Annotated in this window: 24 protein-coding genes; 15 read left to right on the forward strand and 9 right to left on the reverse strand. The window is 61.9% G+C overall.

The genetic code is table 11. The annotated features are described in order from the left end of the window. Positions 1-109: 109 nt before the first annotated feature. Both PQR54_RS30570 and cydB read left to right on the forward strand, forming a co-directional pair. A complete protein-coding gene (locus tag PQR54_RS30570; RefSeq protein ID WP_408252294.1) occupies positions 110-1,498 on the forward strand; it encodes a cytochrome ubiquinol oxidase subunit I in 1,389 nt (462 codons plus the stop codon). Positions 1,499-1,502: 4 nt separating this feature from the next. After that, on the forward strand, positions 1,503-2,510 hold the full coding sequence (gene cydB / locus PQR54_RS30575; RefSeq protein WP_408252296.1) for a cytochrome d ubiquinol oxidase subunit II: 1,008 nt from the start codon (positions 1,503-1,505) through the stop codon (positions 2,508-2,510). 62 nt (positions 2,511-2,572) lie between these two features. Here cydB and PQR54_RS30580 read toward each other — a convergent pair whose 3' ends face one another. Both PQR54_RS30580 and PQR54_RS30585 read right to left on the reverse strand, forming a co-directional pair. Beyond that, on the reverse strand, positions 2,573-3,376 hold the full coding sequence (locus PQR54_RS30580; RefSeq protein ID WP_408252298.1) for a family 1 encapsulin nanocompartment shell protein: 804 nt from the start codon (positions 3,374-3,376) through the stop codon (positions 2,573-2,575). Continuing rightward, a complete protein-coding gene (locus PQR54_RS30585) occupies positions 3,369-4,424 on the reverse strand; it encodes a Dyp-type peroxidase (protein WP_408252494.1) in 1,056 nt (351 codons plus the stop codon). The genes PQR54_RS30580 and PQR54_RS30585 overlap by 8 nt, the downstream gene beginning before the upstream one ends. A gap of 383 nt (positions 4,425-4,807) precedes the next feature. Between PQR54_RS30585 and PQR54_RS30590 the strand changes: the two genes are divergently transcribed. From PQR54_RS30590 to PQR54_RS30600, 3 genes are all read left to right on the forward strand, one after another. Continuing rightward, positions 4,808-5,272, forward strand: coding sequence for an ester cyclase (locus PQR54_RS30590; protein ID WP_408252300.1), 465 nt, complete (start codon positions 4,808-4,810; stop codon positions 5,270-5,272). 293 nt (positions 5,273-5,565) lie between these two features. Continuing rightward, positions 5,566-6,426, forward strand: coding sequence for a class I SAM-dependent methyltransferase (locus PQR54_RS30595; RefSeq protein WP_408252302.1), 861 nt, complete (start codon positions 5,566-5,568; stop codon positions 6,424-6,426). A gap of 312 nt (positions 6,427-6,738) precedes the next feature. After that, entirely contained in the window at positions 6,739-8,208 is a 1,470-nt protein-coding gene (locus PQR54_RS30600) for an MEDS domain-containing protein (protein ID WP_408252304.1), read from the forward strand. Positions 8,209-8,273: 65 nt separating this feature from the next. Here PQR54_RS30600 and PQR54_RS30605 read toward each other — a convergent pair whose 3' ends face one another. From PQR54_RS30605 to PQR54_RS30615, 3 genes are read right to left on the reverse strand one after another with little or no spacing between them, the layout of a single operon-like run. Then, the gene (locus PQR54_RS30605; RefSeq protein ID WP_408252306.1) at positions 8,274-9,020 is read right to left on the reverse strand and encodes a hypothetical protein; all 747 of its coding nucleotides are present in this window, start codon (positions 9,018-9,020) and stop codon (positions 8,274-8,276) included. Between the two features lie 6 nt (positions 9,021-9,026). Continuing rightward, on the reverse strand, positions 9,027-10,136 hold the full coding sequence (locus PQR54_RS30610; protein ID WP_408252308.1) for a polyamine ABC transporter substrate-binding protein: 1,110 nt from the start codon (positions 10,134-10,136) through the stop codon (positions 9,027-9,029). A 45-nt stretch (positions 10,137-10,181) separates the two neighbouring features. Then, positions 10,182-11,309: a DmpA family aminopeptidase gene (locus tag PQR54_RS30615; RefSeq protein ID WP_408252310.1), complete on the reverse strand. Its 1,128-nt coding sequence runs from the start codon at positions 11,307-11,309 to the stop codon at positions 10,182-10,184. A gap of 155 nt (positions 11,310-11,464) precedes the next feature. Here PQR54_RS30615 and PQR54_RS30620 point away from each other — a divergent pair, with 155 nt between their 5' ends. From PQR54_RS30620 to PQR54_RS30630, 3 genes are all read left to right on the forward strand, one after another. Further along, entirely contained in the window at positions 11,465-12,268 is an 804-nt protein-coding gene (locus PQR54_RS30620) for a helix-turn-helix transcriptional regulator (protein WP_408252312.1), read from the forward strand. Between the two features lie 199 nt (positions 12,269-12,467). Continuing rightward, positions 12,468-12,782 (forward strand): DUF4148 domain-containing protein, encoded by a 315-nt coding sequence (locus PQR54_RS30625; protein ID WP_408252314.1) that lies wholly within the window; start codon positions 12,468-12,470, stop codon positions 12,780-12,782. 126 nt (positions 12,783-12,908) lie between these two features. Further along, entirely contained in the window at positions 12,909-13,940 is a 1,032-nt protein-coding gene (locus PQR54_RS30630) for an alpha/beta hydrolase (protein ID WP_408252316.1), read from the forward strand. A 164-nt stretch (positions 13,941-14,104) separates the two neighbouring features. On the opposite strand, the gene PQR54_RS30635 is transcribed toward PQR54_RS30630, so the two are convergent. Next, complete coding sequence (locus tag PQR54_RS30635) at positions 14,105-15,067, reverse strand: LysR family transcriptional regulator (protein WP_408252318.1); 963 nt, start codon at positions 15,065-15,067, stop codon at positions 14,105-14,107. A 141-nt stretch (positions 15,068-15,208) separates the two neighbouring features. Here PQR54_RS30635 and PQR54_RS30640 point away from each other — a divergent pair, with 141 nt between their 5' ends. Then, complete coding sequence (locus tag PQR54_RS30640; protein WP_408252320.1) at positions 15,209-16,498, forward strand: MFS transporter; 1,290 nt, start codon at positions 15,209-15,211, stop codon at positions 16,496-16,498. 105 nt (positions 16,499-16,603) lie between these two features. Further along, the gene (locus PQR54_RS30645) at positions 16,604-18,121 is read left to right on the forward strand and encodes a M81 family metallopeptidase (RefSeq protein ID WP_408252322.1); all 1,518 of its coding nucleotides are present in this window, start codon (positions 16,604-16,606) and stop codon (positions 18,119-18,121) included. 213 nt (positions 18,122-18,334) lie between these two features. Here PQR54_RS30645 and PQR54_RS30650 read toward each other — a convergent pair whose 3' ends face one another. Next, complete coding sequence (locus PQR54_RS30650) at positions 18,335-18,805, reverse strand: low affinity iron permease family protein (RefSeq protein WP_408252324.1); 471 nt, start codon at positions 18,803-18,805, stop codon at positions 18,335-18,337. A gap of 68 nt (positions 18,806-18,873) precedes the next feature. Continuing rightward, complete coding sequence (pdxR, locus tag PQR54_RS30655) at positions 18,874-20,409, reverse strand: MocR-like pyridoxine biosynthesis transcription factor PdxR (RefSeq protein WP_408252326.1); 1,536 nt, start codon at positions 20,407-20,409, stop codon at positions 18,874-18,876. Between the two features lie 113 nt (positions 20,410-20,522). On the opposite strand from pdxR, the gene PQR54_RS30660 reads away from it, so the two are divergent. From PQR54_RS30660 to PQR54_RS30675, 4 genes are all read left to right on the forward strand, one after another. Further along, entirely contained in the window at positions 20,523-21,260 is a 738-nt protein-coding gene (locus PQR54_RS30660) for an NAD-dependent epimerase/dehydratase family protein (RefSeq protein WP_408252328.1), read from the forward strand. Next, positions 21,257-21,781, forward strand: coding sequence for a cupin domain-containing protein (locus tag PQR54_RS30665; protein WP_408252330.1), 525 nt, complete (start codon positions 21,257-21,259; stop codon positions 21,779-21,781). The genes PQR54_RS30660 and PQR54_RS30665 overlap by 4 nt, the downstream gene beginning before the upstream one ends. A 359-nt stretch (positions 21,782-22,140) precedes the next feature. Then, positions 22,141-22,761, forward strand: coding sequence for a phasin family protein (locus tag PQR54_RS30670; RefSeq protein WP_408252332.1), 621 nt, complete (start codon positions 22,141-22,143; stop codon positions 22,759-22,761). A gap of 487 nt (positions 22,762-23,248) precedes the next feature. After that, a complete protein-coding gene (locus PQR54_RS30675; protein WP_408252334.1) occupies positions 23,249-23,536 on the forward strand; it encodes a hypothetical protein in 288 nt (95 codons plus the stop codon). Between the two features lie 79 nt (positions 23,537-23,615). On the opposite strand, the gene hmpA is transcribed toward PQR54_RS30675, so the two are convergent. Next, positions 23,616-24,797, reverse strand: coding sequence for an NO-inducible flavohemoprotein (hmpA, locus tag PQR54_RS30680; protein ID WP_408252336.1), 1,182 nt, complete (start codon positions 24,795-24,797; stop codon positions 23,616-23,618). 112 nt (positions 24,798-24,909) lie between these two features. Here hmpA and norR point away from each other — a divergent pair, with 112 nt between their 5' ends. Continuing rightward, positions 24,910-26,505, forward strand: coding sequence for a nitric oxide reductase transcriptional regulator NorR (norR, locus tag PQR54_RS30685; protein ID WP_408252338.1), 1,596 nt, complete (start codon positions 24,910-24,912; stop codon positions 26,503-26,505). Positions 26,506-26,535 lie beyond the last annotated feature (30 nt).

Genomic DNA, 26,535 nt, shown 5'->3' on the forward strand with positions numbered 1-26,535 from the left:
AAGAAAGAGACGGGACGCGCACGGTTCGCCGGCTGAGTGATGTCTCTCAGCTTTGCGAGGCGTTCATCTTTGCGCACGTGCCGGTACAACCTGGAGCCGCCGATCAATCATGGAAATCTTCGATGCCTTCCACCTCGCCAGGCTGCAGTTTGCATTCACCGTTTCATTTCACATCGTTTTTCCCGCCATCAGCATAGGCATGGCCAGCTTCCTCGCCGTGCTGGAAGGGCGCTGGTTGCTGACCGGCGACGTGGTCTACAAGGACATGTTTCTGTTCTGGTCGAAGATCTTCGCGGTTGGCTTCGGCATGGGCGTGGTCTCAGGCGTGGTGATGGCCTACGAGTTCGGCACCAACTGGAGTGGCTTTTCCACCATTGCCGGCAACATCACCGGGCCGCTGCTGACTTATGAAGTATTGACGGCGTTCTTTCTCGAAGCCGGCTTTCTCGGCGTCATGCTGTTCGGCTGGCAGCGTGTGAGTCCGCGCGCGCACTTCTTCGCCACGCTGATGGTGGCGCTCGGCACGTTGATGTCCACCTTCTGGATTCTCGCGTCGAATAGCTTCATGCAGACGCCGCAAGGATTCGCCATGGAGAACGGCCGGATCGTGCCGGTCGACTGGCTGAAAGTGATTTTCAACCCATCGTTCCCGTACCGGCTCGCGCATATGACGATCGCCGCGTTCATCGTCGCCGGCTTTATCGTCGCCGCGTGCGGGGCGTGGCACCTGTTGCATGGCCGGCGCGACGGACCCATCAAGCGCAGTTTTTCGATGGCGTTGTGGATTCTGCTCTTGCTCACGCCGGTGCAGATTTTTGTCGGCGATGCGCACGGCCTCAACACGCGCCAATATCAGCCCGCCAAGATCGCCGCAATAGAAGGCCTGTGGGAAACCGAAAAAGGCGGCACGGCGCTCAATCTGGTCGGTCTGCCCGACATGAACGCGGAAGTGACGCGCTACACGCTGCAAATTCCGCATTTGGGCAGCCTCATTCTGACCCATAGCTGGGACGGAGAAATTCGCGGGCTCAAAACGTTTCCCGCCAGAGACCGTCCGTATTCGCCAATCATCTTCTGGACCTTCCGGATCATGGCGGGCCTCGGTATGTTGATGCTGTTGGCCGCGTTGCTGGGGCTGCTGCTCAGGGTGCGGGGCCGTCTCTACGAGACGCGCTGGTATCAGGCTTTCGTGCTGTGCATGGGCCCGTCGGGAATCGTCGCGCTGTTGGCCGGGTGGGTCACGACGGAGGTCGGCCGCCAGCCCTGGACGGTCTACGGCGTTCTGCGCACTGAAGACTCACTCTCGCCGATCAGCGCCCAGCAAGCGGGTGTTTCATTGCTGATCTTTGTGCTGGTGTACTTCCTGGTATTCGGTATGGGGGTCTACTACATGCTCAAGATGATGAAGCGCGGACCGGAGGAGCATGTCGACGCCCGCCAGTCCGTCAAGCATCCGGTGTTGCGCAATCGTCCGCTGGACGCACTGGAACGGGAGTGACGCCATGCAAATCGATCTTCCGGTAGTGTGGGCTGCGATCATCGGACTCGGCGTTTTCATCTACGTGATGCTGGACGGCTTCGATCTCGGCATCGGCCTGCTGTTTCCGTTTTTCGAAGAGAAAGGCGATCGGCAAGTCATGCTCAATACGATCGCGCCGGTCTGGGACGGCAACGAGACGTTCCTCGTGCTCGGCGGCGCGGGCCTGTACGGCGCGTTCCCGGTCGTCTATTCGACGCTGCTGCCGGCGAACTATCTGCCGCTGATCCTGATGGTCGTGGGACTGATCTTCCGCGGCGCAGCCTTTGAGTTGCGCGCGAAGGCCACGCGGACCCAGCATGCGTGGGATCTCGCCTTCATTGCCGGCTCTGCTCTCGCGGGGCTTTGCCAGGGCATCGTGCTGGGATCGCTGCTGCAAGGCATCAAGATCGTCGATGACCGTTTTGCCGGCGACCCGTTCGACTGGCTATCGCCGTTCAGCCTGTTCTGCGGGATCGGCGTGCTCTTCACCTATGCGACGCTCGGCTGCGGCTGGCTGATCCTGAAGACGGAAGGCGAACTGCAGCGCAAGATGCGCGAGGTGATGCGGCCGTTGCTGGCCGTGCTGCTGGGGATAATCTTCGTGGTGAGTCTGTGGACCGTGATCGGATTGCCGGCGGTCGAGCATCGCTGGTTCGGGAGCGGCTATCTGGGATGGTTCGCGCCGGTGCCGATTCTCGTTCTGGCCTGTGTGTGGGGCATTTTTCGATCGCTTCGCCTGCAGCATGAAGCGATGCCGTTCCTGCTCACGCTTGCGCTGTGCTTTCTCGGATACAGCGGCTTGCTGATCAGCATCTGGCCGAACATCGTGCCGCCTTCGCTGACGATCTGGGAAGCCTCGTCGAGTCATTCGAGCCAACTCTTCACGCTGGTCGGCACGGTGATCGTCCTGCCGGTCATCCTCGTCTACAACGCCATGCAGTACCGCGTGTTCCGCGGCAAGGTGCGGGAGGGGGACGCCGGCTACCACTGACACCGGTGGCGCTGGCCGGGATGAAGCAGTCGTTGCGTGCCTGAGCCCGCAACGACCCGCGCTCATTCAGCGAGCGTCAACGACACCGACGCTTCGCTCGTCAGCATCAGGAATGTCAGCGTTTCGCGCAGATACAGGCGCACTACCGAGTCGGTGTGGCTGAGATAGCTGATCGACAGATCTTCGCCGAGGTGCAACTCGAAGTCGCCGCCTCGCGTGGAGAGCACGCTGCCGCCGGTCAGCGCGGGTGCCCAGATGATGTCGCCGTTCACGATCCGCTTGATGTGCTCGATCACCGGATAGCCCTGGTCGCGTGCCTCGCTGAGCGCCGTGTAGGCGTCGGCGCCGAGCAGCACGGAATAAGGACCGTCCACGCCGGCAAGCCGTAACTCTTCCAGCGCGTTGCCGATTGCGTGCGGATAATCGCCGATGTCGGCGGGCAGCGCGAGCGGCGCGTTCGACGAGCCTTCGCGAATCCCGCCGATCCCCGCTGCCTGATATCCGTCGAAGATCGCGCGGTCTTCGGCATAGGCGAGCTCTTTCGCTGCGTCTTTGGCGGGCTGCCAGTCGGCGTCGTTCGCGCCGCGCAGCACGCTGTCGATCGCCTCGCGCTGCAATTCGAACGGCACGGTGAACTCGACCAGGCGCTTGACCTCCGCGAGCCTGGCCACGACGCCTTGTTGAGGCGCGGTAATCGCGGTCTGATGCCCCGTGCCGACGGCGGACAACTCTGTTCCGCCCGGACCCTCGACGTCGACCACGCGACGGCCGGCTACGCTGCGTTTGAAGGTGCGCGCCACTTCGTTTTCGATCTGCGACCAGGCGGCACTGGAAATGGGGGCGAGCTCGCGATGCAGGTTATTCATGTTGGGCGATTCCCTTGAGAGAGCCAATATTCAGCGAGCCGTCGTGGCGCGGCTCGGCGGGCGAAGACGGTTCGGGATGTGTTTCGATGGCGGCCGTGACGCTCGGCGGATCGCGGTCCGCCAATTCCTCCAGCAAATCGGCCGACGGCACGAAGAACAGGCCGCCCGTGACGGCGCGGCTATAGTCGAGCAGCCGGTCGTAGTTGCCCGGCGGCCGCCCGATGAACATGTTCTCCAGCATCTGCTCGATCGGCGCGGGCGAACGCGCGTAGCCGATAAAGTAGGTGCCGAACTCGGCCGCGCCCAGGCGGCCGAATGGCATGTTGTCGCGCAAGATCTTCACTTCCTTGCCGTTTTCAGTGATCGTGGTCAGCGAGCTGTGCGACGACGACGGCTTCACCGCCGCGTCGAGTTCGACGTCGGACAATTTCTTGCGACCGATAATGCGCTCCTGAGTCTCGACGGAAAGCGCATTCCAACCGTCCATGTCGTGCAGGTACTTTTGCACGATGACGTAGCTGCCGCCCTCGAACCCGGGGTCGTCGGTGATGAGCGTGTATTCGTCGGCGGCGCGGCCGGTCGGGTTCTCGGTGCCGTCCACGAAGCCCACCATGTCGCGCATATCGAAGTAGCGAAACCCGTGAACTTCATCGACCACGGTGACCGCGTCGCCGAGCGCGCCCAGCAACTGCGTGGCGAGCTCGAAACACAGATCCATGTGATCGGCGCGGATGTGCAGCAGGAAATCGCCCGGCGTTCCCAACGCGCGCCGCTCGCCTTCGCCGATGTCCCGGAACGGATGCAGGAGGGCGGGCCGCGGCGCGCCGAACAGTCTGTCCCACGCATCGGAGCCGAACGAGCAGACGCACGACAGATTGCCGGCAGGCACACGCTTGCCGACCGCGCGCACGAGGGCGGCAATGTCGCCGCACCATTCGCGCACCTTGGCCTCCTGATCGCGGTCGTTCGCGATGGTCGCGACAATGAAGATCGCGCTGCGGGAGACGTCATTACAAATTGCTTGCGGTTGCGGGGTTTCGTTGGGCATCGGTTTGAGTGTTGAGAGACCGTTACGGATTCCGACAGCAGTAGAACCCATGTCGTTCCGCCTGCGCGTTTCACATGCGGGAGGCGGGCGCGAGTTTCGTTTGAATGATTGAAGCGGGTTAGCTGTTGCGGGCACCTCGGGCATGCGCACCGCTTTGCCTTGCCGCCGGAATGGCGCAACATGCGTGACATGGTTGACGTCCATCACGCCCACAGATGTTATACCGAGCAGATAATTTATGGGAGCTGGGTGCCGGCGCCGGGACGCGTTCTGGCGTGTCGGATCGGCAAGAGAACCGCGGCATTCGTTCGCAATGCAAATAGACTGCGGACTGACGATGAATGCCCGGGGCCGCCCGGGATGATTCGGTCTAACATGGCGACTTGCACCTTCAGGAGCAGCAGATCATGACCTCAGGTACCGACGAAGCAGTGGCACGAGAAGCGGTTGAAGGCTTCTATCGAGCGTTCGAGCAGAAAAGCGTCGAGTTATTGGCGAAGGTTGTCACCCCTGACTGGCAGTACATTCCGGAGCCTCGCGGGGCCACGCACGGGCCCGGTCAAATGGTTCAGGTGTTCCATGACATAGCGACCGCGCTGCCGGACATGAAAGTCGAAATTCTCGATTTGCTGGTGCATGGAGACCGGATTGGGGTTCGCGCGGAGATCAGCGGCACCCAAACAGGGAAACTGCTCGGCATCGACGCGAGTTCGAAGCACGTGAAATTCGCGATTCATTCTTTCCATCAGATGCGTGGCAATCTGATCGAGATAACCTGGCACCTCGAGGACTGGCTATCGCTGTTTCGACAGCTTGGACAGGTGCCGAAAATACTCGATCGGCCTTGAAGCGGAAGGAACGCATCAATGCTGATAATGCATTGCCGCGGCGATCAGAAGCCGAAACGGCAGCGCGAGCAGCACTGCCCCGGCCACGCCGAGCAGCCATAAGCCAATGAACCATAAAAGGCGTTTGCTGAACGTCGTCTTTCGATCAGGGCTTGTCTGTGACACGCGGTCCCCCGTCATTGGCTCGTCTACTCACTTGTCCATCATAGCCCGTTGCGGGCGGCAGGATCGCGACAGGTGTTTCTGTGCGATCGCGAATCGGGGCCGAGAAAGCAACAACGGGATCGAGAGTCATGAACGAGAAGCGAGATGCAGCACCTGACAGCACCGCTGCGCGTGTCGCCTTGTGGCGCGCGCTGCATGTCGAGGCCGACCCGCCGCCGCATGTGCTGGAAGACGCAATCGGCCTCAAGCTGCTGGCTCCTGGCGACGACTGGCGTGGCCGTGGAGATATGGACCCGCAGTTCACGCGACCCTTTCGCGCCTCGATCGTGGCGCGGGCTCGCTTCATCGAAGACCTGGTCGTCGAACAGGCCGGGCGAGGGCTGAGTCAGTACGTCATCCTCGGCGCTGGGCTCGACAGCTTCGCCCAGCGCAGGCCGGAGATCGCGTCGCGCCTCAAGGTGTTCGAGATCGACCCGCCGGGTCCTCAGGCATGGAAGCGCCAACGCCTGATCGAACTCGGCTTCGGCGTGCCGGACTGGCTGCGCTTCGTGCCGGTCGATTTCGAGGCGGGCCGGAACTGGCGGGACGAATTGATGACTGCCGGCTTCGATGACAGCAAGCCGGCGGTCGTGGTCTCCACGGGCGTCAGTATGTACCTCACTCGCGACGCGAACATGGCCACGCTGCGCGAGGTCGCGGCTCTCGCGCCGGGATCGACGCTCGCCATGACCTTCCTGCTCCCGCTGCAACTGGCGGACCCCGAGGTACGTCCGGGGCTCGAGATGGCGGAGAAGGGCGCGCGAGCAAGCGGCACACCTTTTATCAGCTTCTTCACTCCGCCGGAGATGCTGGCGCTGGCCCATGAAGCCGGCTTTGGCGAAGCGCGTCACGTCTCGGCGGCCGATCTGACTCAGCGCTATTTCGCGGGCAGAACCGACGGTCTGCGTCCGCCGAACAATGCGGAGGAACTGCTTGTAGCGAGCACCTAACTGCCGTGAGCGTATTGACCCATCCCGAAGTCATATACCAAATGCGACTGACGCGCATGTGACCGGGCGCTCATTGGCGTCAAGAAACATGCCTGGGGAAAATATCTATTCTGTCAAAACCGCCCCTCGCGTACTTTTGAATCCTGCTGAATCCCAAATATCGAGCACCAGCGCGGCGGATCCGCTTCCAGTCCTTCAACAGGATCGGCGAATCGACGCGGGAGGTGCCGTGACATTTATATTCGAGCGCGCGGGACATCGTTAAACCCAGGCGCGACTGTGGTTCTTGACCCACGCACTTTCAGGGAAACGATGACCACCGGACCTCGTAAAAGCGGTTTTCCAGCGCTTGGCGGCCTCTCCTGGGGCTCGCATCTGTGTCACTTCTACGAATCGCGTAGCGAATTGCTCAGCGTCACCGCGGACTTCCTGCATGCAGGACTCGCCAATCGCGAAGCGGCCGTGTGGGTCGCGCCCGCGCTGCTGGGACCCGACAAAGCCCGTTATATGCTCACGCGAACCGCGCCCGCACTCGCGCAATATATCGATGCAGGCCAATTGCAGATTCTCGACGGTGCGCAGATTTACGCCTCGCCCAAAACGGGCTTCAACGGCGGCGCCACTGTGGGCTTGTGGTCGAAGGCAATCAACGACGCGTTGGGGCGAGGCTTCGAAGGATTGCGAGTGGCCGGCGACGCCGTCTGCAACGAAACCACCGACTGGGTTGCGCTGCTCGACTACGAAGCCTCGCTGAAGGAGAAGCTTGCTGCGCGGCCGATCATCGGTTTATGCACGTACTGCGTGCAGAAGCTTCGCACGGCGCAGGCGCGGGACATCGAGCGCCTGCACGATGCGAAGATCGAAGCGCCGCGCGTCGAGACTTCCGGGCATTCGCGCGCGCACGCTATTGGGCAGAGCGTGCAACGTTCGGAGAACGTCGTCACCATCGCCGAGCATAGCGATGAAACGAAACAAGCCTCGATCGGTGCAACGGTAGGCCACGAAATCCGCAATGCCATCACGCCGCTCGGCCTGGTCGCGCGTTTGTTGAATACGCAGTACGGCCATGACGAACAGTTGACGCGGTACGCGCTTCTACTCTCGCGGCAGGCAAGCCTGCTCGGTCAGTTGGCCCAGCAATTGATGGCGCCGGACGATGGCGGGTTCGCCGGATCTGTTGAACCGGCGCCGGGCGCTTTGGCATGTACGTCGCGCGAGCGAACGGTCGAGAATCCCGCGCCGGTCGATATCGGCGATCTGCTCGCGCATTGTGTTCAGGTAGCCGAAGCGGGCGCGCCAGATCATGCGCCGATTCAACTGACGGCAAGCGACGCGCCGTTGCCGGTGCAAGGCGACTTCGGCAAGCTGACCCAGGTGTTCGTCAATCTCCTGGTCAACGCGCTTAAATATTCGGCGGCTGCGGATGCGATCAAGGTAACGGCGTCCCGCGCCGGGCGTTACTGCTATATCAGCGTGAGCGACGAAGGGATCGGCATCGCGCCGGGCGAGCTTGCGACCATCTTCAAGCCCTACGCGCGCGGGCTTGTGGGCCGTGCATTGGGCACCAGGGGGCATGGACTCGGGTTGGCGGTGGTACGCGATATCGTCGCGAACCATGGTGGCACCGTTGAGGCGTTTTCCGGGGGACTGGGCCGCGGCTCGGATTTCGTGGTGCGCCTACCACTGGCGAAGATGGCCACGCCAATCACGACGACCGAGCCCGAAGCACAAGAGTGCGAGGCGGTTTGCGCCGCACCCGTCACGCAAGGTGTTGCCGCATAGCGAGCCACGCTATCTCGACGGAGGAAGAATGGCCGGTTGATCCGCGCGTCGCCATACCCCAACGATCATTCAACCCGACACCAACGCCCAGTTTCCGGGCACAAGGTGGCTGGTTCGCCATTCACGCACACTTGCTCTTCATCAGCGTGCAAAGAGATTGAAGAGGCAATGTCGAAGGCAACCTCAAGCGCCTGCGCCACATGTACATCTTCGATGGGAAGCTCCCACGTCAGGAATATTTGCGTGCAATCCTGATCCGGCGCGAAGTCGGCTGCATTGAATCCGCCGCTGCCGCGCCGGATCACCCCATGAGGCTGACCGGTGTCAAATATCAAGGCCGTGCCGCGAGTCAGAGGAATGCGATGACCTGTGCCGGGGAAATGAACATCCAGCCCCTTGTCTTCGCTGAGGAACAGATTGCAGAAGGCCGCACCGCCATATTGCGCGCCGTCATGGTGATACCTCGCGCCGCGGCAGGCCATGAGCGCAATGGCGCTGTCGGCGAGCACGTCCGGCAGTCCAAGCGCGCCCGTCCACTCTGACATTGCCCGCACGCAGCGCGTGTAGTCCGGCCAGCGTACCTGCGTTCGCGCCAGCGGCATGGCCTCGACGTCACCGGGTTCGAGGACCATGCGCGACGACGTCTCCCTGTCCCAATCCGCGAGCACGCGAGCAGGAGGCGCGGGCACGTCGAGCGTGCCCGACAGCACGATGTCACTCACACTCCGACTGCGAATGGCATCGCCACTCCAGAAAAAGGAAGTCAGTACGTCTCGCATCGATGCTGTAGATGAGGGGCTCATCCACGGCATTGTAAGTTACCGCCCCGCTTTGAGTTGCGTCCACAGCCTGTTCTGAAGGCGAAGGATTTCGGCCGGCAAAGGCAATGACAGCGTGAGCGATTTCATCTTCTCGCCGCGAGGATAGACCGCTTCATTGTCGAGGATGGCCGGTTTCACATAAGCACGCGCGGCGGCATTGGCGTTCGGGTAGTAAACCTGATTGGTGATCGCCGCGCTGACCTTCGGTTGGAGAATGTAGTTGATCCATTGCATCGCGGCTTCAGGATGTGGCGCATCTTTCGGAACGCCCATCAGATCGAACCACAGCACGCCGTCGCCTTTGGGAATGATGTAGCGAATCTCATAGGCGCGGTGTGCCTCCTCTGCACGCCGCTTTGCAATCCCGACGTCGCCCGACCACGCTAGCGCGAGGCAAACATCGTTATTGGCGAGGTCGTTGATGTAGCCGGATGAATTGAACTGGGTGATGTACGGGCGAATCGTTTTGAACAGCTTGTACACGGCCTGATAGTCAGCTGGGTTAGTGCTATTGGGATCCTTGTGCAGGTAGATCAAGCCGACCGAGAAAGCGTCTTCCGGAGAGTCGAGTACGGAAACGCCGCAAGTTTTCAGTTTGGACACGTATTGCGGATCGAATAGCAGATCCCAGCTATCGTAGGGTGCGTCCTTGCCCAAAATTTGCGTGACCTTCGTCATGTTGTAGCCGATGCCGTCCGTTCCCCACGACCAGGGCACCGTGTACTGATTGCCGGGATCGGCGGATGCCAGCATCTTCATGAGTACGGGATCGAGATTGACCAGGTTTGGAATCTTGCTCTTGTCGAGCTTGCGATAGACGCCCGCTTCGATCTGCTTGCCGGCATAGGCGGACGACGGCACCACCACGTCATAGCCTGAGGAACCGCTCAGCAACTTTGCCTGCAAGGTGTCGTCGCCGTCATACACGTCGTATCGCGTGTGAATGCCGGTTTCTTTTTCGAAGCCCGACACGGTGTCCTCAGCGATGTTGTCCGACCAGTTGTAGACATTCAGTTCTTCGGCTTTGACAGGGTGAGTGGTCGCCGCCAGCATCCCGGATGCTGCGAGGATTCCAGTGACTATGCTGATGAGATGGCGGGATGTCATAGTGGTCTTCCAGTTTGAATGAAGAAGCGCATGCGAGGAGAAGAGTCAGTCTGTGAACGGGCGCTCGGCTCGATCCGCTGGGCGGCGCCAGCCGACCAGCTCCAGTGCTTTCAGCAGTCGGGCCGCGCTCAGCGCGGGCACATGCACGCGCTGTCCGTTCGTATCTTCAGCAGCGACAAGTGCGTTGAGAATGGCTTCTTCGACGGCATCGGCGGCCGCGACGAATAGCGGAGAAATAAAATCGTGAGTGACACTGCGCACGCTGATCACCGGTTCGATCGCTTTGCCGTAATCCGCCGGAGGTATGCCGTGATTGCCGACTGAGAACGCGATGAAAATGTCGCCACTGGAATATTCGGTGCCGCCGCCCACGCGCGCCAATCCAATGCTTGCGCGTCGTGCGACCTGCTCGCACTGATGTGGAAGAAGCGGCGCGTCGGTCGCGAGCGTCACCACGATCGATCCCATTCCGGGGACGCCCATCTGACGCTTGTCGAATGGCGAGGGCAGATCGCGCAGCACGTCGCCAACCGGATAGCCGGCCACGCGCAGCGCATCGCGCCGGCCGTAGTTGGCCTGGACCAGCGCGCCGACGGTCCAGCCGCCGTCCTTTGTCGCGAGTTGGCGCGAGGCGGTGCCGATGCCGCCTTTGAACTCGTGGCAAATCATGCCGGTGCCGCCGCCAACCGACCCTTCCTCGACAGGTCCGCCGCGGGCCGCGGCCAGCGCCTCGTGAACATGCGCCGCCGTGACGTGCTGCCCCCAGATATCGTTCAGCACCCCGTCGAAGGTTTCGAGCACCACCGGCATGCACCAGTACTGGCTATCGCCGAGCGTCGCGCGTTCGGCGGCAACCAGTGCATCGCGAACCACGCCGACGCTGTGCGTGTTGGTGTACGCGATGGGGGTGGTCAGCAAGCCGGATTCGCGTATCCACTCCAGGCCGGTGGCATCGCCGTTTCCGTTGAGCACATGGACGCCCGCGTAACACGGATCGAACCGCGCAATGCCGGCGCGCGGCTCGATGATCGTCACGCCGGTCCGAATCGAGACTTCTGCCCGGTTTTCGACCAGGGTACGATGACCGACTCTGACGCCTTGCACGTCGGTGATGCTATTGAATGGACCTGGCGTCCCGTGGCCGACTCGAACACCGATGTCTCTGATACCCATACGTTTCTCCTGTGTTGCCCGCTGCGGGCAAGCCTTGCCGCTGCCTATGCGCCGGGGTACTGAGATGGTAGGGGCGGCGCACACGGGTGAAAATCAGGCCGAAGGGCTAGAACGATGGAGCGACCTACCCTTTTAGGGGTAGAGGGGACACTGACATGCCGCTTGAGGTATCGGACGTTGCATTTCATCAGCGGCTCGGACGTCTGGTCGAAAAACTCGACGACAAACAGTTCTGGCATGCGCTGATCGATCTGTTGCGCAAAGTAGTCCACTTCGACAACTGGGTGGCGATGATCTTTTGGCCCAACGGAAAACCTCAGTTGATCGCGGAGACACAAACGCGCACACCGCACGACGACCTGTTCAGGGGCTATCTGAACAGCGTCTATTTGCTGGACCCTTTCTATCAATTCAGCCTCGGCGCGATCAGCCCAGGCGTGTATTGTCTGGATGAAGTCGCGCCCGATCATTTCCGCGAGACTGAATACTTTCGCCGCTATTTTTCGGTGAACGTGCTCGAAGACGAGGTGCAGTTACTGGCGCCGCTGCCCTCGGGAGGAACGCTGTCGGTGTCGATGGGCAGTGAGCGACGCTTCAGCTCAGCCGACGTCGGCACGCTCTGTCTTTACGGCGCATGGTTGCTTCCGTTGATGTGCCATGCGCTCTCGGCGCAGACCGCCGTACTGCCGCCGCCGGCGAGTTCAGCGGCGGGAAGCGACCGTCGCCTTCACTTCGAACAGGCACTGCGCAAGCGATCCAATGCGTCGCTGACCCATCGCGAGATTGAAGTTGCGCTGATGATTCTCGCCGGTCACTCGACCAAGAATATGGCGAGAGAACTGGGTGTGTCGCCCGCCACGGCCAAGGTTCACCGGCGCAATCTCTACAGGAAACTGAACATTTCCTCCCAGGCAACACTCTTTCTGCTCATCATGGACGAGGACTCAGAGGCAAGCTGAAGCCTTGGCGTCGCCCCCGTTCTTTGTATCGCAATGTATCTGCACCGTAGCAGGGTACATAACGTTTCAACAACGGGCATTGCCGACATAAGCCAGATACGTCCATGGGGTCTAATGCTTCCAAGCCAGCCGAACTGGCCTTGCTAACCAGAACGCAAACGGGCGTTTGCGTGGAAGACATTTTCTCGAGGTGAAGGTCATGAAAGTCATTCAATCGCTTATCGTCGCTGCTGCCGTTGCTCTCCCGGCTTTGTCGTTCGCGCAATCGAATCAGCCGCTCACCCGGGCGCAGGTCCGCGCGGAACTCGTGCAGTTGGAGAAGGCCGGTTACAACCCGGCGGGCGATGAAACGCAGTATCCCAGGAATATCCAGGCTGCTGAAGCCCGCGTGAGTGCGCAGAACGGCCTGGCGTTGTCGTCTTATGGCCCAGTGACGGACGGCAACTCGGCATCGGGCTCGCATGCGTCGGACTCGCAAGTAATCGGTCTTGGGGCGATTTACGCCAAGCCGTAATTGAAGTCGGCTTCGAGGGCGGCTGCTTGTACCGGCCAGGCTTCGCGATGTTTTGCTACAACCATTCGGTGCGTCCCGCGGGCGCACTGTTCAATTCAGCGCTGTCGCACATAAGGAGAATTAGCCATGTCTGACCAGATCAATTTGCGGCGTCGTCGTTTGCTCGGGACGACGGTTGCGGGCCTCAGCCTGATGGAACTGGGACTGAGCGGGCTTGCCAACGCGCAGTCCAATAGCACGAAGGCGGGATCGAGCGTCGCTTCGTTCGACAACGTCAAGCAGATCAACGCGGGCGCGCTCAGCATCGGCTACGCCGAAGCGGGTCCGCAGAACGGACCGGTCGTGATCCTGCTGCACGGCTGGCCGTACGATATCCATGCTTTCGCCGAAGTCACACCGTTGCTCGCAGCAGCCGGCTATCGCGTGATCGTGCCGTATCTGCGCGGTTATGGCACGACGCGGTTCCTGTCCGCGGATACGCCGCGCAATGGCCAGCAGGCGGTCGTGGCGGTCGACATCATCGCGTTGATGGATGCGTTGAAGATCGACAAGGCGATTTTTGGCGGCTTCGACTGGGGCGCACGCACGGTGAATATCATCGCCGCGCTGTGGCCTGAGCGATGCAAGGCAATGGTCTCGGTGAGCGGTTATCTGATCGGCAGTCAGGAAGCGAACCGCACGCCGCTGCCGCCGAAAGCGGAGCTGGCCTGGTGGTATCAGTTCTACTTCGCGACCGAGCGCGGCGCGGCGGGTTACGACGCGAATCGCCACGACTTCAACAAGCTGATCTGGCACACGGCATCGCCGAAATGGAATTTCGACGATGCGACTTTCGAGCGCTCGGCGCAATCGTTCAGCAACCCGGACCATGTCGCGGTGGTGATTCACAACTATCGCTGGCGTCTGGGGCTGGTGAAGGGCGAGGCGCAATACGACGATCTGGAGAAGCGCCTGGCCACGGCGCCGACGATTGCCGTGCCGACCATCACGATGGAAGGCGACGCGAACGGCGCGCCGCATCCGGACCCGGCGGCGTACGCGAAGAAGTTCACCGGGAAATACGCGCACCGGAACATCGGCGGCGGTGTCGGACATAACCTGCCGCAGGAAGCGCCGAAAGCATTCGCGGATGCCGTGATCGACGTCGCACGTTTCTAGGCGAAGCGCGCACTACAGAGCCGCCTCACGCGGCCACCGCTTTAGGCCACAAAGGCAAAGAGGCATGCTCCACAAAGACGGGCCGCAGCGATATGCAAGATCGCTGCGGCCCGTTTGTTCATTCCGGGGCCGATTGTTCAGTCACTTGCGCACGCCATGCGCCGTCAACCTCTCCGTCGCCCGCTCGCTTTTCGCCGTGGGCTTTCCTTCGCTTTGGACGCAGCGAATATCGGCATGCGTTCCTGAATCCACTTGAGCAGTTCGAGCGGCCCTGCTGCAAGCGGTCGCCCCGTTTTGACCAGCACTCTGGCCTGCGCACCTTCAAACAACGGATGCGCAATCGGGACCGTGGTCAACTCGCCGCTGGCGAGCTCACGATATGCGGCGAACTCTCCGATGAGCGTCACGAAGTTTTCCGCGGTCACGAAACGCTTCAACGCGCTCAGCGAGTTCGTTGTCAACGTAGGGCGGATCGTCACGTTCTCCGCCAACTCCAGCATCGAAACGACATGACCGATGCCGAACGTAGAGGGCATCAGCGCGAGCGGGTAGGCGCGCAGATCGTCGACATTCGCCGGCCCTCTCCGTTTGACAAGCGGATGGTCTTTTCTCAGCAGCAACACCACAGGCTGGTGCGAACTGGCTCGATATTCGATACGCGGATGGGGCGGCGGATTGTACGCCAGCCCGATATGCGCACGGCTTTCCGCCACGTCGTCCAGCAGTGCGTCCACGGCCTGCGTCGTCATGCTGATGTCCAGATGCGGATAGCGCGTGCAAAACGGCGCGAGGACGTCGTCGACGAACGTGTCGACGAAACCTTCGCTGATGGACAACTGGATGCGCCCTTTCTGCAGCCCCCGCAACGCGTGCAACTGGTCCTCGAGCTTTTCCTGCTGCGACCGGTAGCCCTGCCAGAACTCGAGCAGATGCGCCGCGGCCTCCGTCGGTCTGACTCCGCGCGCCTGGCGTTCGAACAGGACCGTGCCCAATTCGTCTTCGAGCAGCTTGATTTGCCGCGTGATGACCGACGGCGACGTATTGATGTGGTCGGCGGCGCCGCGGATGGTGCCGTGGGTCAGCACTTCGTGGAAATACCGAAGACGCTGCTGGTTGATTTCTCGCATTCGATCGCTCCGTCACCACAACTACGTTGTCTAAAGAGCAACGATATGTGAACTTAGTTGCTCTTGCTAGTCCGGTTTTGCCCTGCCACCATCAACTCAACCCGCACGACGGGCCCACGGACGCAAAACCGGGAGACACGCATGTCAGCAATCCATCCATCGGCCGCCGGCGATCCTGCCTCAGCGCTCTACAGCAAGCTCAACTGGCGGCTGCTGCCGTTTCTCGTGACCTGCTACATGTTCGCGTATCTGGACCGCGTCAACGTCGGCTTCGCCAAGCTGCAGATGCAGACCGACCTGGGTTTTTCGGACGCTGCATACGGCGTGGGCGCGGGCATCTTCTTTATCGGCTACGTCCTGTTCGAACTGCCGAGCAACCTCATGTTGCCGAGAGTCGGCGCGCGCCGGACCTTCAGCCGCATTCTCGTGCTGTGGGGCATCACGTCGGCGTGCATGCTGTTCGTGCGCAGCGTGCCGGCCTTTTATGCCATGCGATTTCTGCTCGGCGTGTTCGAGGCGGGCTTCGCGCCGGGCATGATCTATTACTTGTCGTGCTGGTATGGACCGGCGCGGATGGCGCGCGCCATTGCGCTCGTGTTCGTCGCCGGACCGCTCGGCGGGATTGTCGGCGGCCCGGTGTCCGCATGGCTCATGACGAGTCTTTCCGGCGTCGGCGGCCTGGCCGGCTGGCAGTGGATGTTTCTCGTGGAAGGCCTGCCGTGCATCGCACTCGGCCTCCTGACGCTGCGCGTGTTGTCCGACCGGCCCGAGCAGGCGCGCTGGCTGAACGACGACGAAAAGTTGGTGCTGGGGCGCGAAACCGCGCCGACCGAACATCGCGCGGACTCGTTCAAGGCCGTGCTGAAGAGCCCGAGAGTCTATGTGCTCGCGTTCGCTTACTTCAGCATCATCTTTCCCATCTATGCGATCAGCTTCTGGTTGCCGACGCTGCTGAAAGAGCAGGGCGTGAGCGACACGATTCGCCTCGGCTGGTACAGCGCGATTCCTTACGTCGCGGCCGCCGTGTGCATGTACCTCGCGGGCCGCAGCTCGGACCGGGTCGGCGAGCGCCGCTACCACTGCGCGATTCCGGCGCTCGGCGCGGCGGTCTGCCTGATCGCGGCGATCTTCGCCGACGGGAACGTGATGCTCACACTCGTGGCGTTGACGCTGGGAACGGCTTGCCTGTGGATGGCCTATACGGTTTTCTGGGCTATTCCGTCCCAACTCGTCGAGGGAACGGCGGCGGCAGGCGGCATCGCGCTCATCAATACCGTGGGCTTGTCCGGCGGCTTCTGGGGTCCCGCAGTGGTCGGCTGGGCCAAGGCATCGACGGGCAGCATGCATGCCGGTCTCTTCGTCATGGCTGGTGCGGCCGCGTTGGCCGCCATTCTGATATTGACCGGCAAGCTGACGCTCAAGCAGGACTGACGGCTGCTGAGTCTGCATGCCAAAGTCTTTGTCGAAATCAAAAAGATAGGCATCCCTATCATCTCATGGATTTGTCGCGAGGCTATTTGAGAAAAGGTGAAACACATGAAAATCCTGATCGCCGGTTTCCAGCATGAAACCAATACTTTCGCGCCCACCAAGGCGTCTTATTCGAGCTTCGTTCAGGGCGAGGGCTTTCCGCCCATGGTCCGCGGCGACGACGTGTTCGGACTGCGCGACGTCAATGTTCCGATTGGCGGCTTCATCAAGGTCATGGAAGCGAACGGGCATGAACTGAAACCGGTGATCTGGGCGGGCGCCAGTGCGTCGGCACACGTCACGACGGATGCATTCGAGCGGATCGGCGGCGAGATTCTCGCCGCTGTCGAGGCAGGTGGCTTCGACGCGATCTATCTCGACCTGCACGGTGCGATGGTGACCGAGCAACACGACGACGGTGAAGGCGAACTGCTCGAACGCGTGCGCCGGATTGTCGGCGCTCGCGTGCCGGTGGTCGTGTCGCTAGATCTGCATGCCAACGTGACCGCTCGCATGTTCGAGCACGCGAGTGCGCTCGTGGCGTATCGAACCTATCCTCACGTTGACATGGCCGAGACCGGCGAGCGCGCCGCGCGGCTTCTCGAAGATCTGATGCATGAAGGGCGTTCGTTACACCGGGCGGTGCGTCGAGTGCCGTTCCTGATTCCCGTGAATGGCATGTGCACGCTGGTCGAGCCCGCACGTGGGATGTACCGGTTGCTGGAGGATCTCGAGGAGCGGCCCGTGGTGACCGTGTCGTTTGCGCCGGGCTTTCCCGCGGCTGATTTTCCCGAGTGCGGCCCGACGATCTGGGCTTATGCATTCGACAAAGCGGCGGCAGAACACGCAGCGGACGCACTGTTCGCGAAGATCGCCGGCGAGGAAGCGCGCTGGGATGTGCCGTTCCTGACGCCCGACGAAGCGGCGCTCGAAGCAATCCGCGTGAGCAGTTCCGCGGGCAAACCGGTCATCATCGCGGACACGCAGGACAACCCGGGCGTCGGCGGCGATTCGAACACGATGGGGATGGTGCGCGCGCTGTTGCGCAATGGCGCCAGCGACGCGGCAGTCGGCGTGATCTGGGATGCGGAGGCCGCGGCAGCGGCGCATCGCGCAGGTGTGGGCGCGCGTATTTCACTCGCGCTGGGCGGACGTTCCGGTGTGCCGGGCGATGCGCCGCTGGAAGGCGTTTTCGAAGTGGAGCACCTGTCAGACGGACGTTTCCGTTTCGACGGCCCGATGCTCAACGGCATGCAAGGCGAGTTGGGGCCGGTCGCCTGTTTGCGGATCGAAGGCGTCAGGATTGCGGTGAGCTCGGTCAAGATGCAGGTGTTCGATCGCAACCTGTTCCGCGTGGCCGGCATCGAACCCGAGCAGATGAAGATTCTCGTCAACAAGAGTTCGGTGCATTTTCGCGCGGATTTCGAGGCTATTGCAGAGGCAATCCTCGTGGCGAAAGCGCCGGGGCCGATGGCAGCCGACCCCGTCGATCTGCCGTGGACCCGTCTCGATCCGGCCATCCGCTTGCGGCCGCTGGGGCCGTCTTTCAGTGAGAGCGATCCGGCACGGCTCGCGAGCGCTTAATCCTTTAGGGGAATCGCCATGTCTGACCAGATCAATTTGCGGCGTCGTCGTTTGCTCGGGACGACGGTTGCGGGCCTCAGCCTGATGGAACTGGGAAGCGCCGAAAGCATTCGCCGATGCCGTGATCGACGTCGCACGTTTCTAAACGGATTGCGTGCAAACGCGTGATCGCGGACCAAGCGTCGGCTAGTCGAGTTGCGACGCCGCGTCGGTTTAGCCCCCGCGAGCCTTACCGCCTGGCCGGTCTTCGTCACCGTCACCGTCATCGCGATTGCTGACGAACGGCGAATCGGTGTCGCTGCCGCCGGCGCGCAGCGCAGTGCGCGCTTCTTCAGCCAGTCTTTCGTAGTGTTTGCGAAAGCGCGTCAAGTCTTTTTCCTCGAGCTCTTCGAGATCGAGCAGGGCGTTATGAGCCCCTTCCAATGCGCGGATCAACTCGTCGAGCTTGATCTGCATCGCGGCGGTGTCGCGGTTCTGGGTGTTCTGGATCAGGAAGACCATCAGAAACGTGACGATCGTGGTCGACGTGTTGATCACGAGTTGCCACGTATCGCTGTAGTGAAAGAGCGGGCCGGTGAAGGCCCAGACGATCACCATGACGACGGCCAGAACAAAGGTGACCGGCCTGCCGGTCATCGTGGAAAGGAAGCTTGAGAACTTCGAAAACCATTTGCCGCTCATCATGATCTCCGGGAGTCGGGTCGACGTGAGGCATCATCGCACAGGCGGCGCGCCGGGCGTACCGCGCGGGCTCACCGCGCACGGCGCGTCAACGCCCGAGCAAGAGCGACTACACCGGCCTCTATTTCCTCGACACCGATCGAAGCAAAACCGAGCACGAGCCCCGGCGGCGCGGCACGGTCGATCGCGTATAGCGACAGCGGGCGCGTCTCGATACCTTCGCGTGCCGCCCGCCGCGCGACGTCGGTGTCGTCGGCGTCTTGCGGCAGAAAGGCGGGCGCGTCGAGCCCCGCCACGATCGGCGCAAGCGCAAGCAAGCCCGAGAGATGCCGCTCGAGCGCCGACGTCAGTGCCTCGGCTCTTTCGCCATAGAGCATGCGCATGCGCCGTATGTGCCGGCCGAAATGGCCGTCGGCGATGAAATCGTGCAGCACGGATTGCTGATCAGTCGGAACATGCCGCGCCGTCGACGATAGCGCGGCCACGAACGGCTCGATTAACCGGTCGGGCAAGATCGCGTATGCGGTCCTCAAAGCGGGAAACAATAGTTTGCTGAAAGTGCCGCAGTAGATCACGTGTCCGTGATCATCGAGGCTCTTCAGCGCGGCGAGCGGGTGGCCCTCGAAGCGGTACTCGCTGTCGTAGTCGTCCTCGATGATGATGGCGCCCCGGTTGCGCGCCCATTCGAGCAGCGACAGCCGCCGTTCGAGCGCGAGCGGCGGACCCAGCGGCGCCTGACGCCCGGCGGTGACATAAGCGAGGCGCGCTGTTGCGGCGTGCTGACGGGCCCATGACACATCGACGCCGGCTGTGTCGACCGGCACGCCGATCACTCGCGCGCCCGCGGCTTCGAGCACGAAGCGGGCGCCGGGATAACCGGGATCTTCCATCCACGCAGTGTCGCCGGGATCGAGCAGCAAGCGAGCGCTCAGATCGATCGCCTGCTGAACGCTGCCCAACACGACGACGTTGTCCGCCGAGCATCGAATGCCGCGCGACGGGCCGACATAAGCGGCGATCACTTCGCGCAGCGGCCGATATCCTTGCGCCTCGCCGTCGCCGAGCAGATCCCGCCGCGCGCGACGCACCCGGTTTGCCGCCAGCCGCGCCCACAGTTCGAAGGGAAACGCGTCGAGATCGGGCTGGCTGGCGCGAAACGCGCGCGCCGGATGGGTGCGGCCGCTGAGCTGAAACGCGCTGCGCGCGAGCAAACGGCCACGCGTCGACAACTCGATATCAGGCGGTTGCGTGCCGTTGTCGCAGTCGCGGTTGCGCTCGCGGGCGAACGGCCGGCCATCGCGCTTTCTGGGCGATGGCCGCTCGCCGCTGTCGATGCGCCGATCCGGCAGTTCTCCCGCAACAAAACTGCCTCGTCCCACCGCGCCCGACAGATACCCTTCCGCCTCGAGTTGCGCGAAAACGCCCAGCACCGTTCCGCGCGACAGTCGAGATCGCGCTGCGAGATCGCGTGTGGATGGCAGGCGCGCGCCCGGCGGCAACGTCCCTGTCAGGATCGCCTTGCGCAGCTCGTCGTAGAGCCAGCGCTGAAGCGGTACGCCTTCCAGCCTGGGCGCTAGCGCAAGTTCAATCTGTTCGGCTCGCCGCACTTTGGTCCCGTCTAATTGGCTCAGTCAGTTTCCGAATAATGGACCTTTTTGATGACCATTCACAGTCTTATGCTGGGCTCATCGGAAACTGAACGGCTGATGGGAGAAAGGAAATGGCACACAAAGTTTTTGTCGCCGGAGTAACGGGCGCAATCGGCAGCGCGCTTGCGCCGCAGTTGATCCGCGCGGGCTACACGGTGTTCGGCAGCACGCGGCGCGCGGACCGTGCGAGAGAACTCGAGGACGCGGGCTTGGTGCCGGTCGTCGTCGATGTATTCGATGCGGCCGCGCTGCGTCAAGCGCTCGTGCGCATCGCGCCGGCCAGCGTGATTCATCAATTGACCGACTTGCCGCCCGGGCTCGACCCTGCTCGAATGGCGCAGGCGGTGACGGCGAACGCGCGGATACGCGATGAGGGTACGCGCAACCTGGTGGCCGCGGCGCTCGCGGCGGGCAGCAGCAAAATGATCGCGCAAAGCATTGCATGGGCGTACCGGCCAGGAGCGACGCCTTACGGCGAAAGCTCCCCGCTCGATATCGATGCGCAGGGCGCGCGCGGCACGAGCGTGCGTGGCGTCGCCGCGCTCGAGCGGCACGTGCTGGAAGCGGCGTCGCTGAACGGCACAGTGCTTCGCTATGGACAGATCTACGGCCCCGGCACGGGCGCCGACGCGCCGGCTGGTTCGAGTCCGCTGCACGTCGAAGCGGCCGCCTTTGCGGCTTTGCTTGCGCTGCAACGGGACAGCGCGGGTGTGTACAACATCGCGCAAGACGCCGCCGAAGTGACCAGCGCGAAGGCACGCCGTGAGTTGGGTTGGTCGCCGGACAGCCGCTCGGCGGCGCGCGTATGAATCCGCTAACGCCGACCCTGCCGCGTCCGCGTTTTGCGCGCAAGCCCGCCATGCTCGCACTGGCCACGACGATGATGCTGGCGCTCGGTCCGTCGGCGCCACGTTCGGCAATCGACTGGCTCGCCGACATCTGCGGTGGCGATCCGTTGATGTCCAACGCGTCGACGCATACCGGTGCAGCGAGCCGGCCGGCGTCGACGGTGAAGGTGCTCTCGTGCGAAGCGCTGCCCAATGCGCCCGGCAAGTCGGTGACGACGGCGATCGTCGACTTTCCGCCGCTAGGCTTTACGCCCGCGCATCGTCACCCTGGTGCAGTGACCGCAGTCGTGCTGGAAGGGACGATCCGCTCGCAACTGCAGGGCGAGCCGCCTGTCGACTACGCGGCTGGACAGACCTGGCTCGAGCCGCCGCGCGCGCTACATCTGTTCGCCGAGAACCCTGATGCGGTGCACCCGGCCAAATTACTTGCGACGTTTATTGCTGATACCAATTGCGGTCCACTGGTATTGCCGCCGGATTAAATTCCGCAGCGCCTGCCAGTGAATGGTTGTAAATCCGCATCACATTTATTTTTTCTCCCATGAGATAGGCGGTCGCATTCGCATGCATTTGACCGTCTATTGCACATCTGCTCACGCACTTTCATAGCGCGATCAAGCCGCTTAATGACAGTGTTTTCCACGCTGTTTCCCACACCTCGGCGCATGCGCCGAAGCGGCGCTTATTCCACTGATCTTTGAAACGTCGCCGCTGCGTTATTCCTCAGCCAAAACTACGCCATCGGTCAAGGGTAATTACCTACAAAAGAGTGCGCCAAGCGCAGATTTAACAAAGTTAGAATGTTTCATCTAATGCTGCATCGCAGAACGATTCGAGCGGGTTGGCGCAATTCGAGGGTCAACAATCTGCTTGCGTCCCGCTGGTTTCGCATGCCTCTTGTCTGAGCAATGTGAACGTTTTAGAGAAGGAGTCCAGAGTGTATTTTTCGACCCCAGAGCAATTCATCTCCATGCAAAGTGCCAACGTTGCCGTCGCGTTTTCTTTGACGCAGCAAACATTCCAGTATTTTGAAGAACTGGCCAAGTTGAACCTGCAGGCAGCGAGAGCCACGCTTGCGGAGAGCGAGCAGGCATGGCAGACGGCGATGTCCGGCAAGACGCCGGTCGAATTGTTTGTTCATCAGGCCAGCAACGCGAAGCCCGTCGCGGAGAAAGTACTGTCTTATAACAGTCACCTGCTTGAAATCGCGAATGCGGCACAAGCTGAGTTTCTGAAGATTTTCGAAGACCGTTTCGCCCAGTCCAATTCGAAAATGCAGACGGTTTTCAACGACCTCGCGCGCAATGCGCCCGCGGGTTCCGAACTCGCGGTCACCGCGTTCAAGTCGGCGGTTTCCAGTGCGGGCGCTGCCTACGACGCGATGCGCAAAGCCACCGCGCAAGCCATTGCCATGGCGCAGGCCAGTCAACTGACGGTGCCTGCACCGGCGCGGGCCAAATAAAACCAATCAGCCAACAGCAATGCTCACGCAGCCTGGCGCAAGCGCGCCGGGGCTGTTGTTTCGCTTTCCTCCAAGCAGGACGGATCGGCCGATTCGGAAACGAAATGGGTATCGCATTGCTTGCCAACTCGTTCGAAGGGCGATCCGAAGGCGCTTAATAAAGTCAGCCGGGAATGTAATGGGAAGTCACGCTTCATATAAGAACGATCTTTCGCACATTGAAACGATAGTCACAACGCTTGAGCGATTTACTTCAAAAGGTGATTCGATGGCTTGCACGTCGCTGATCAATGAGCCGGGTTATTGGCGTCAACGGATCGAGGCGATACTGAATCAGCGCGGGATATCGCAGGTCGACCGCGAGCATGCTGACGCGTTGCTCAGACGCTTGAGCGGAATCATCAAGATGCCTTAATAAGGTGGGAGAATCGGACAAACATCGAAAAGCCGCGAGCGACGCGGCTCAGTCAATATAAAAGGATACGACATGACCAGTGAATCTTCTGAGAGCGGTTTGCAGGTACTGACGTCGCAAACTTCGGGCCGTCATCGACTCGTGGTGCGCGCGGCGCTTCACGGCATGCGCATTGCCGCAATCTGGCAGGTGCTATTTCCATTCTCCCGCAACGTCGAGACAGTCGCTGTCACGACGCTTCCGGGCAGCGGCTTTGAAGAGGTCACGATTGCGCTGGCTCAGGCGCAGCGCGAGTTGGTGGACACCCTGATCGCGCGCTTCAAGGGCATGTCCTGGGTGACGAGCGCAACGCTTTGCTGAAGGCGTGACATCAGCGCGACCGGCAGTTGCATGCAAATAGCCGGCTCCGGCTATTTGCACGTCAACCGCAACCCGCGCTTTATTCGAGAGCGGAAGCCGGACCAAAGAACTCGTACCGGCTTTGCGACTCCGGCACGCCGATCGCCTTCAAGTGCTTCTTGATGGCCTTCATGAACGCGATCGGCCCGAGGAAATAGACATCGACGTCACGCGTCCTGGGCAGCCACGCGTCCAGATGCTTTTCGTCCAGATAGCCGATGCCGTGCGCGTCGGCGTCTTCCGCACGGCGCTGCTCATAACAATAGAAACGCTTCAACTTCGGATGACGCGCGGCCAATTGGTCGATCGCGTCGCGGAACGCATGCACGCCGCCGTGACGCGCCGAGTGAATGAAGTGCACAGGGCGATCGGTCTTCAGCGCGGCTTGCAGCATCGCGAGCGTGGGTGTGATGCCCACGCCGCCGCTGATCAGCACCAGCGGCTTGTCGCTGTCTTCGAGCTTGAAATCTCCGGCCGGCGCGAACAGTTCCACGGTATCGTTTTCATTGACGCTTGCGTGCAGATGGTTCGACACCTTGCCGTTCGGTTCGCGCTTCACGCTGATCCGGTATTCCTCGCCGTTCGACATGGCCGAGAGCGAATAATTGCGCCGCACTTCCTCGCCGTCGATCACGAGCCGCACGCCGATGTATTGCCCCGGATGAAACGCGAGCAACTCGCCGTTGTCGTCGGGGCGCAGATAGAACGACGTGATCTCGTCGCTTTCCCGCACCTTGCGGGCGACGCGAAAGAGCCGCGTGCCGCGCCAGCCGCCCGGCGCCGCTTCGCGCTCGGCGTACATTTTCTCTTCGAGGCCGCTCAACAGATCGGCGAGTTGCTGATAGGCGGCGGCCCACGCTTCGATAACCGCGTCGGTGGCGATCTCCGCGCCGAGTACTTCGCGGATGGATCTGAGCAGGCACTGTCCAACGATCGGATAATGCTCCGGCAGGATATTCAGCGCGACGTGCTTGTTGATGATCTGCGAGACCAGCCCGCCCAGTTGTTCGAGTTGATCGATGTGACGTGCGTACATCAGCACGCCGTTGGCGAGCGCGCGTTGCTGCGCGCCGCTCGCCTGATTGGCGAGGTTGAACATGGGGCGCACTTCGGGATGTTCGCTGATCAGCATGTCGTAGAAGTGCGTGGTCAGGGCCTCGCCTCCGCTTTCGAGAAGGGGAACGGTGGCTTTGACGATGGCGCGGTGTTCGGAGGAAAGCATAGGAAGTCCTGGTTGTTGGTGGATATCCAGTCGTGCTTCGACTGATGCGCTTATCTATCCATGTTCCGTGCCAGGTATAAAATGTAGATAAATCAACGATCTGAATTTAATAATGGTCAATTCGACCTTAGTCGAAAAGACTCCAGACGGAGTCAATCTGACTGCGGAAGCGCTACTCGACGTCCTGACGCCGCTGATCCGCGATCTTTCGCACGATCTGCCCGAGAACGAACGCTACCGGCGTCTGCTGAGCAGCCTGCGCGCGCTATTTCCCGGCGACGCGGCCGCTCTTTTGCGTCTGGAGGGCGACACGCTGGTGCCGCTCGCCATCGACGGATTGAGCAGCGATACGCTGGGGCGGCGCTTTCGTGTCGGCGACCACCCGCGCTTCGAGCAGTTGTTGTCACGGCCGGAGCCGACCCGCTTCGCCGCCGATTCCGATTTGCCGGATCCCTACGACGGCCTCGTGCAAGGCGTGGCCGGGCATCTCGAAGTGCATGACTGCCTCGGCTGTCCGCTGTTCGTGCGCGGCCGGCCGTGGGGCTTGCTCACGCTCGATGCGCTCGACCCGGCGCGCTTCGACAGCATCGACATGGCGTCGCTGCGGGCGTTTCTGGGCCTGGCCGCCGCGACCGTGAGCGTCGTCGAGCGAATCGACACGCTCGCGCGCAGCAGCGAGGAAGAGCGGGCGCGCGCCGAAGCCTACCGGCAGGCGAGCAGCCAGAGCCGGCGCGAGATGGTCGGCAGCAGCGAGGCGCACACGCATCTGATGAAGGAAATCGAGGTGGTCGCCGGCAGCGATCTGACCGTGCTGATCACCGGCGAGACCGGCGTCGGCAAGGAACTCGTGGCCAACGCGATTCACGCGCTCTCGTCGCGCGCGAACAAGCCGATGATCAGCCTGAACTGCGCCGCGCTGCCGGATACGCTCGTCGAGAGCGAACTGTTCGGGCACGTGCGGGGCGCGTTCTCCGGCGCGTCGTCGGACCGGCGCGGCAAATTCGAACTGGCCGACGGCGGCACGATTTTTCTCGACGAAGTAGGCGAACTGCCGCTACTCGTGCAGGCCAAGCTGTTGCGGGTTTTGCAGAACGGCCAGTTGCAGCGCATCGGCTCTGACCACGAGCACAAGGTCGACGTGCGGCTGATCGCCGCGACGAATCGCGATCTGGCTGAGGAGGTTCGCGCAGGCCGGTTCCGCGCGGACTTCTACCATCGGCTCAGCGTCTATCCGTTGCGCGTGCCGCCGTTGCGCGAACGCGGCCGCGACGTGTTGCTGCTCGCGGGGTTTTTCCTCGAAGAGAATCGCTCGCGGCTCGGTCTGTTGAGCGTGCGTCTCTCGGCGGATGCGCAAGCCATGCTGCTGCGTTATCCGTGGCCGGGGAACGTGCGTGAGCTGGAGCACCTGATCGGCCGGAGCGCGCTCAAGGCGCTGGCCACGAATCGCGAGCGTCGCCGGATCCTGACGTTGACGGCCGCGGACTTTGCGTTGGCGGCTGCTCCGGAAGAAGACTCAACCCAGAAGACCCAAGTTGAAACAACTGCGACCGGATCGAAGGATTTTCGCAGCGCGGTCACCGAGTTCGAGCGGAACACCGTTGTCGACGCTTTGGCGCGCCACAATCAGAATTGGGCGGCGGTCGCACGCGAGCTTGGGCTTGACCGCGCGAATCTGAACCGGCTGGCTAAACGGCTCGGCCTTAAATGAAGACCCGGTGACTTTGTAACCCGCTTAACC

The organism is Paraburkholderia phytofirmans (assembly GCF_046028095.1).
Lineage (GTDB): Bacteria > Pseudomonadota > Gammaproteobacteria > Burkholderiales > Burkholderiaceae > Paraburkholderia > Paraburkholderia phytofirmans_A.

Excerpts from the sequence above, each read along its gene's own strand:
- cydB (WP_408252296.1), top strand. The coding sequence starts at position 1,503 with ATGCAAATCGATCTTCCGGTAGTGTGGGCTGCGATCATCGGACTCGGC.
- PQR54_RS30635 (WP_408252318.1), bottom strand. The coding sequence starts at position 15,067 with ATGCGAGAAATCAACCAGCAGCGTCTTCGGTATTTCCACGAAGTGCTG.
- PQR54_RS30640 (WP_408252320.1), top strand. The coding sequence starts at position 15,209 with ATGTCAGCAATCCATCCATCGGCCGCCGGCGATCCTGCCTCAGCGCTC.
- PQR54_RS30610 (WP_408252308.1), bottom strand. The coding sequence starts at position 10,136 with ATGACATCCCGCCATCTCATCAGCATAGTCACTGGAATCCTCGCAGCA.
- PQR54_RS30625 (WP_408252314.1), top strand. The coding sequence starts at position 12,468 with ATGAAAGTCATTCAATCGCTTATCGTCGCTGCTGCCGTTGCTCTCCCG.
- PQR54_RS30595 (WP_408252302.1), top strand. The coding sequence starts at position 5,566 with ATGAACGAGAAGCGAGATGCAGCACCTGACAGCACCGCTGCGCGTGTC.
- PQR54_RS30675 (WP_408252334.1), top strand. The coding sequence starts at position 23,249 with ATGACCAGTGAATCTTCTGAGAGCGGTTTGCAGGTACTGACGTCGCAA.
- PQR54_RS30585 (WP_408252494.1), bottom strand. The coding sequence starts at position 4,424 with ATGCCCAACGAAACCCCGCAACCGCAAGCAATTTGTAATGACGTCTCC.
- norR (WP_408252338.1), top strand. The coding sequence starts at position 24,910 with ATGGTCAATTCGACCTTAGTCGAAAAGACTCCAGACGGAGTCAATCTG.
- PQR54_RS30660 (WP_408252328.1), top strand. The coding sequence starts at position 20,523 with ATGGCACACAAAGTTTTTGTCGCCGGAGTAACGGGCGCAATCGGCAGC.
- PQR54_RS30570 (WP_408252294.1), top strand. The coding sequence starts at position 110 with ATGGAAATCTTCGATGCCTTCCACCTCGCCAGGCTGCAGTTTGCATTC.
- PQR54_RS30645 (WP_408252322.1), top strand. The coding sequence starts at position 16,604 with ATGAAAATCCTGATCGCCGGTTTCCAGCATGAAACCAATACTTTCGCG.
- PQR54_RS30630 (WP_408252316.1), top strand. The coding sequence starts at position 12,909 with ATGTCTGACCAGATCAATTTGCGGCGTCGTCGTTTGCTCGGGACGACG.
- PQR54_RS30605 (WP_408252306.1), bottom strand. The coding sequence starts at position 9,020 with ATGCCGTGGATGAGCCCCTCATCTACAGCATCGATGCGAGACGTACTG.
- PQR54_RS30580 (WP_408252298.1), bottom strand. The coding sequence starts at position 3,376 with ATGAATAACCTGCATCGCGAGCTCGCCCCCATTTCCAGTGCCGCCTGG.
- hmpA (WP_408252336.1), bottom strand. The coding sequence starts at position 24,797 with ATGCTTTCCTCCGAACACCGCGCCATCGTCAAAGCCACCGTTCCCCTT.
- PQR54_RS30615 (WP_408252310.1), bottom strand. The coding sequence starts at position 11,309 with ATGGGTATCAGAGACATCGGTGTTCGAGTCGGCCACGGGACGCCAGGT.
- PQR54_RS30600 (WP_408252304.1), top strand. The coding sequence starts at position 6,739 with ATGACCACCGGACCTCGTAAAAGCGGTTTTCCAGCGCTTGGCGGCCTC.
- PQR54_RS30665 (WP_408252330.1), top strand. The coding sequence starts at position 21,257 with ATGAATCCGCTAACGCCGACCCTGCCGCGTCCGCGTTTTGCGCGCAAG.
- PQR54_RS30650 (WP_408252324.1), bottom strand. The coding sequence starts at position 18,805 with ATGATGAGCGGCAAATGGTTTTCGAAGTTCTCAAGCTTCCTTTCCACG.
- PQR54_RS30620 (WP_408252312.1), top strand. The coding sequence starts at position 11,465 with ATGCCGCTTGAGGTATCGGACGTTGCATTTCATCAGCGGCTCGGACGT.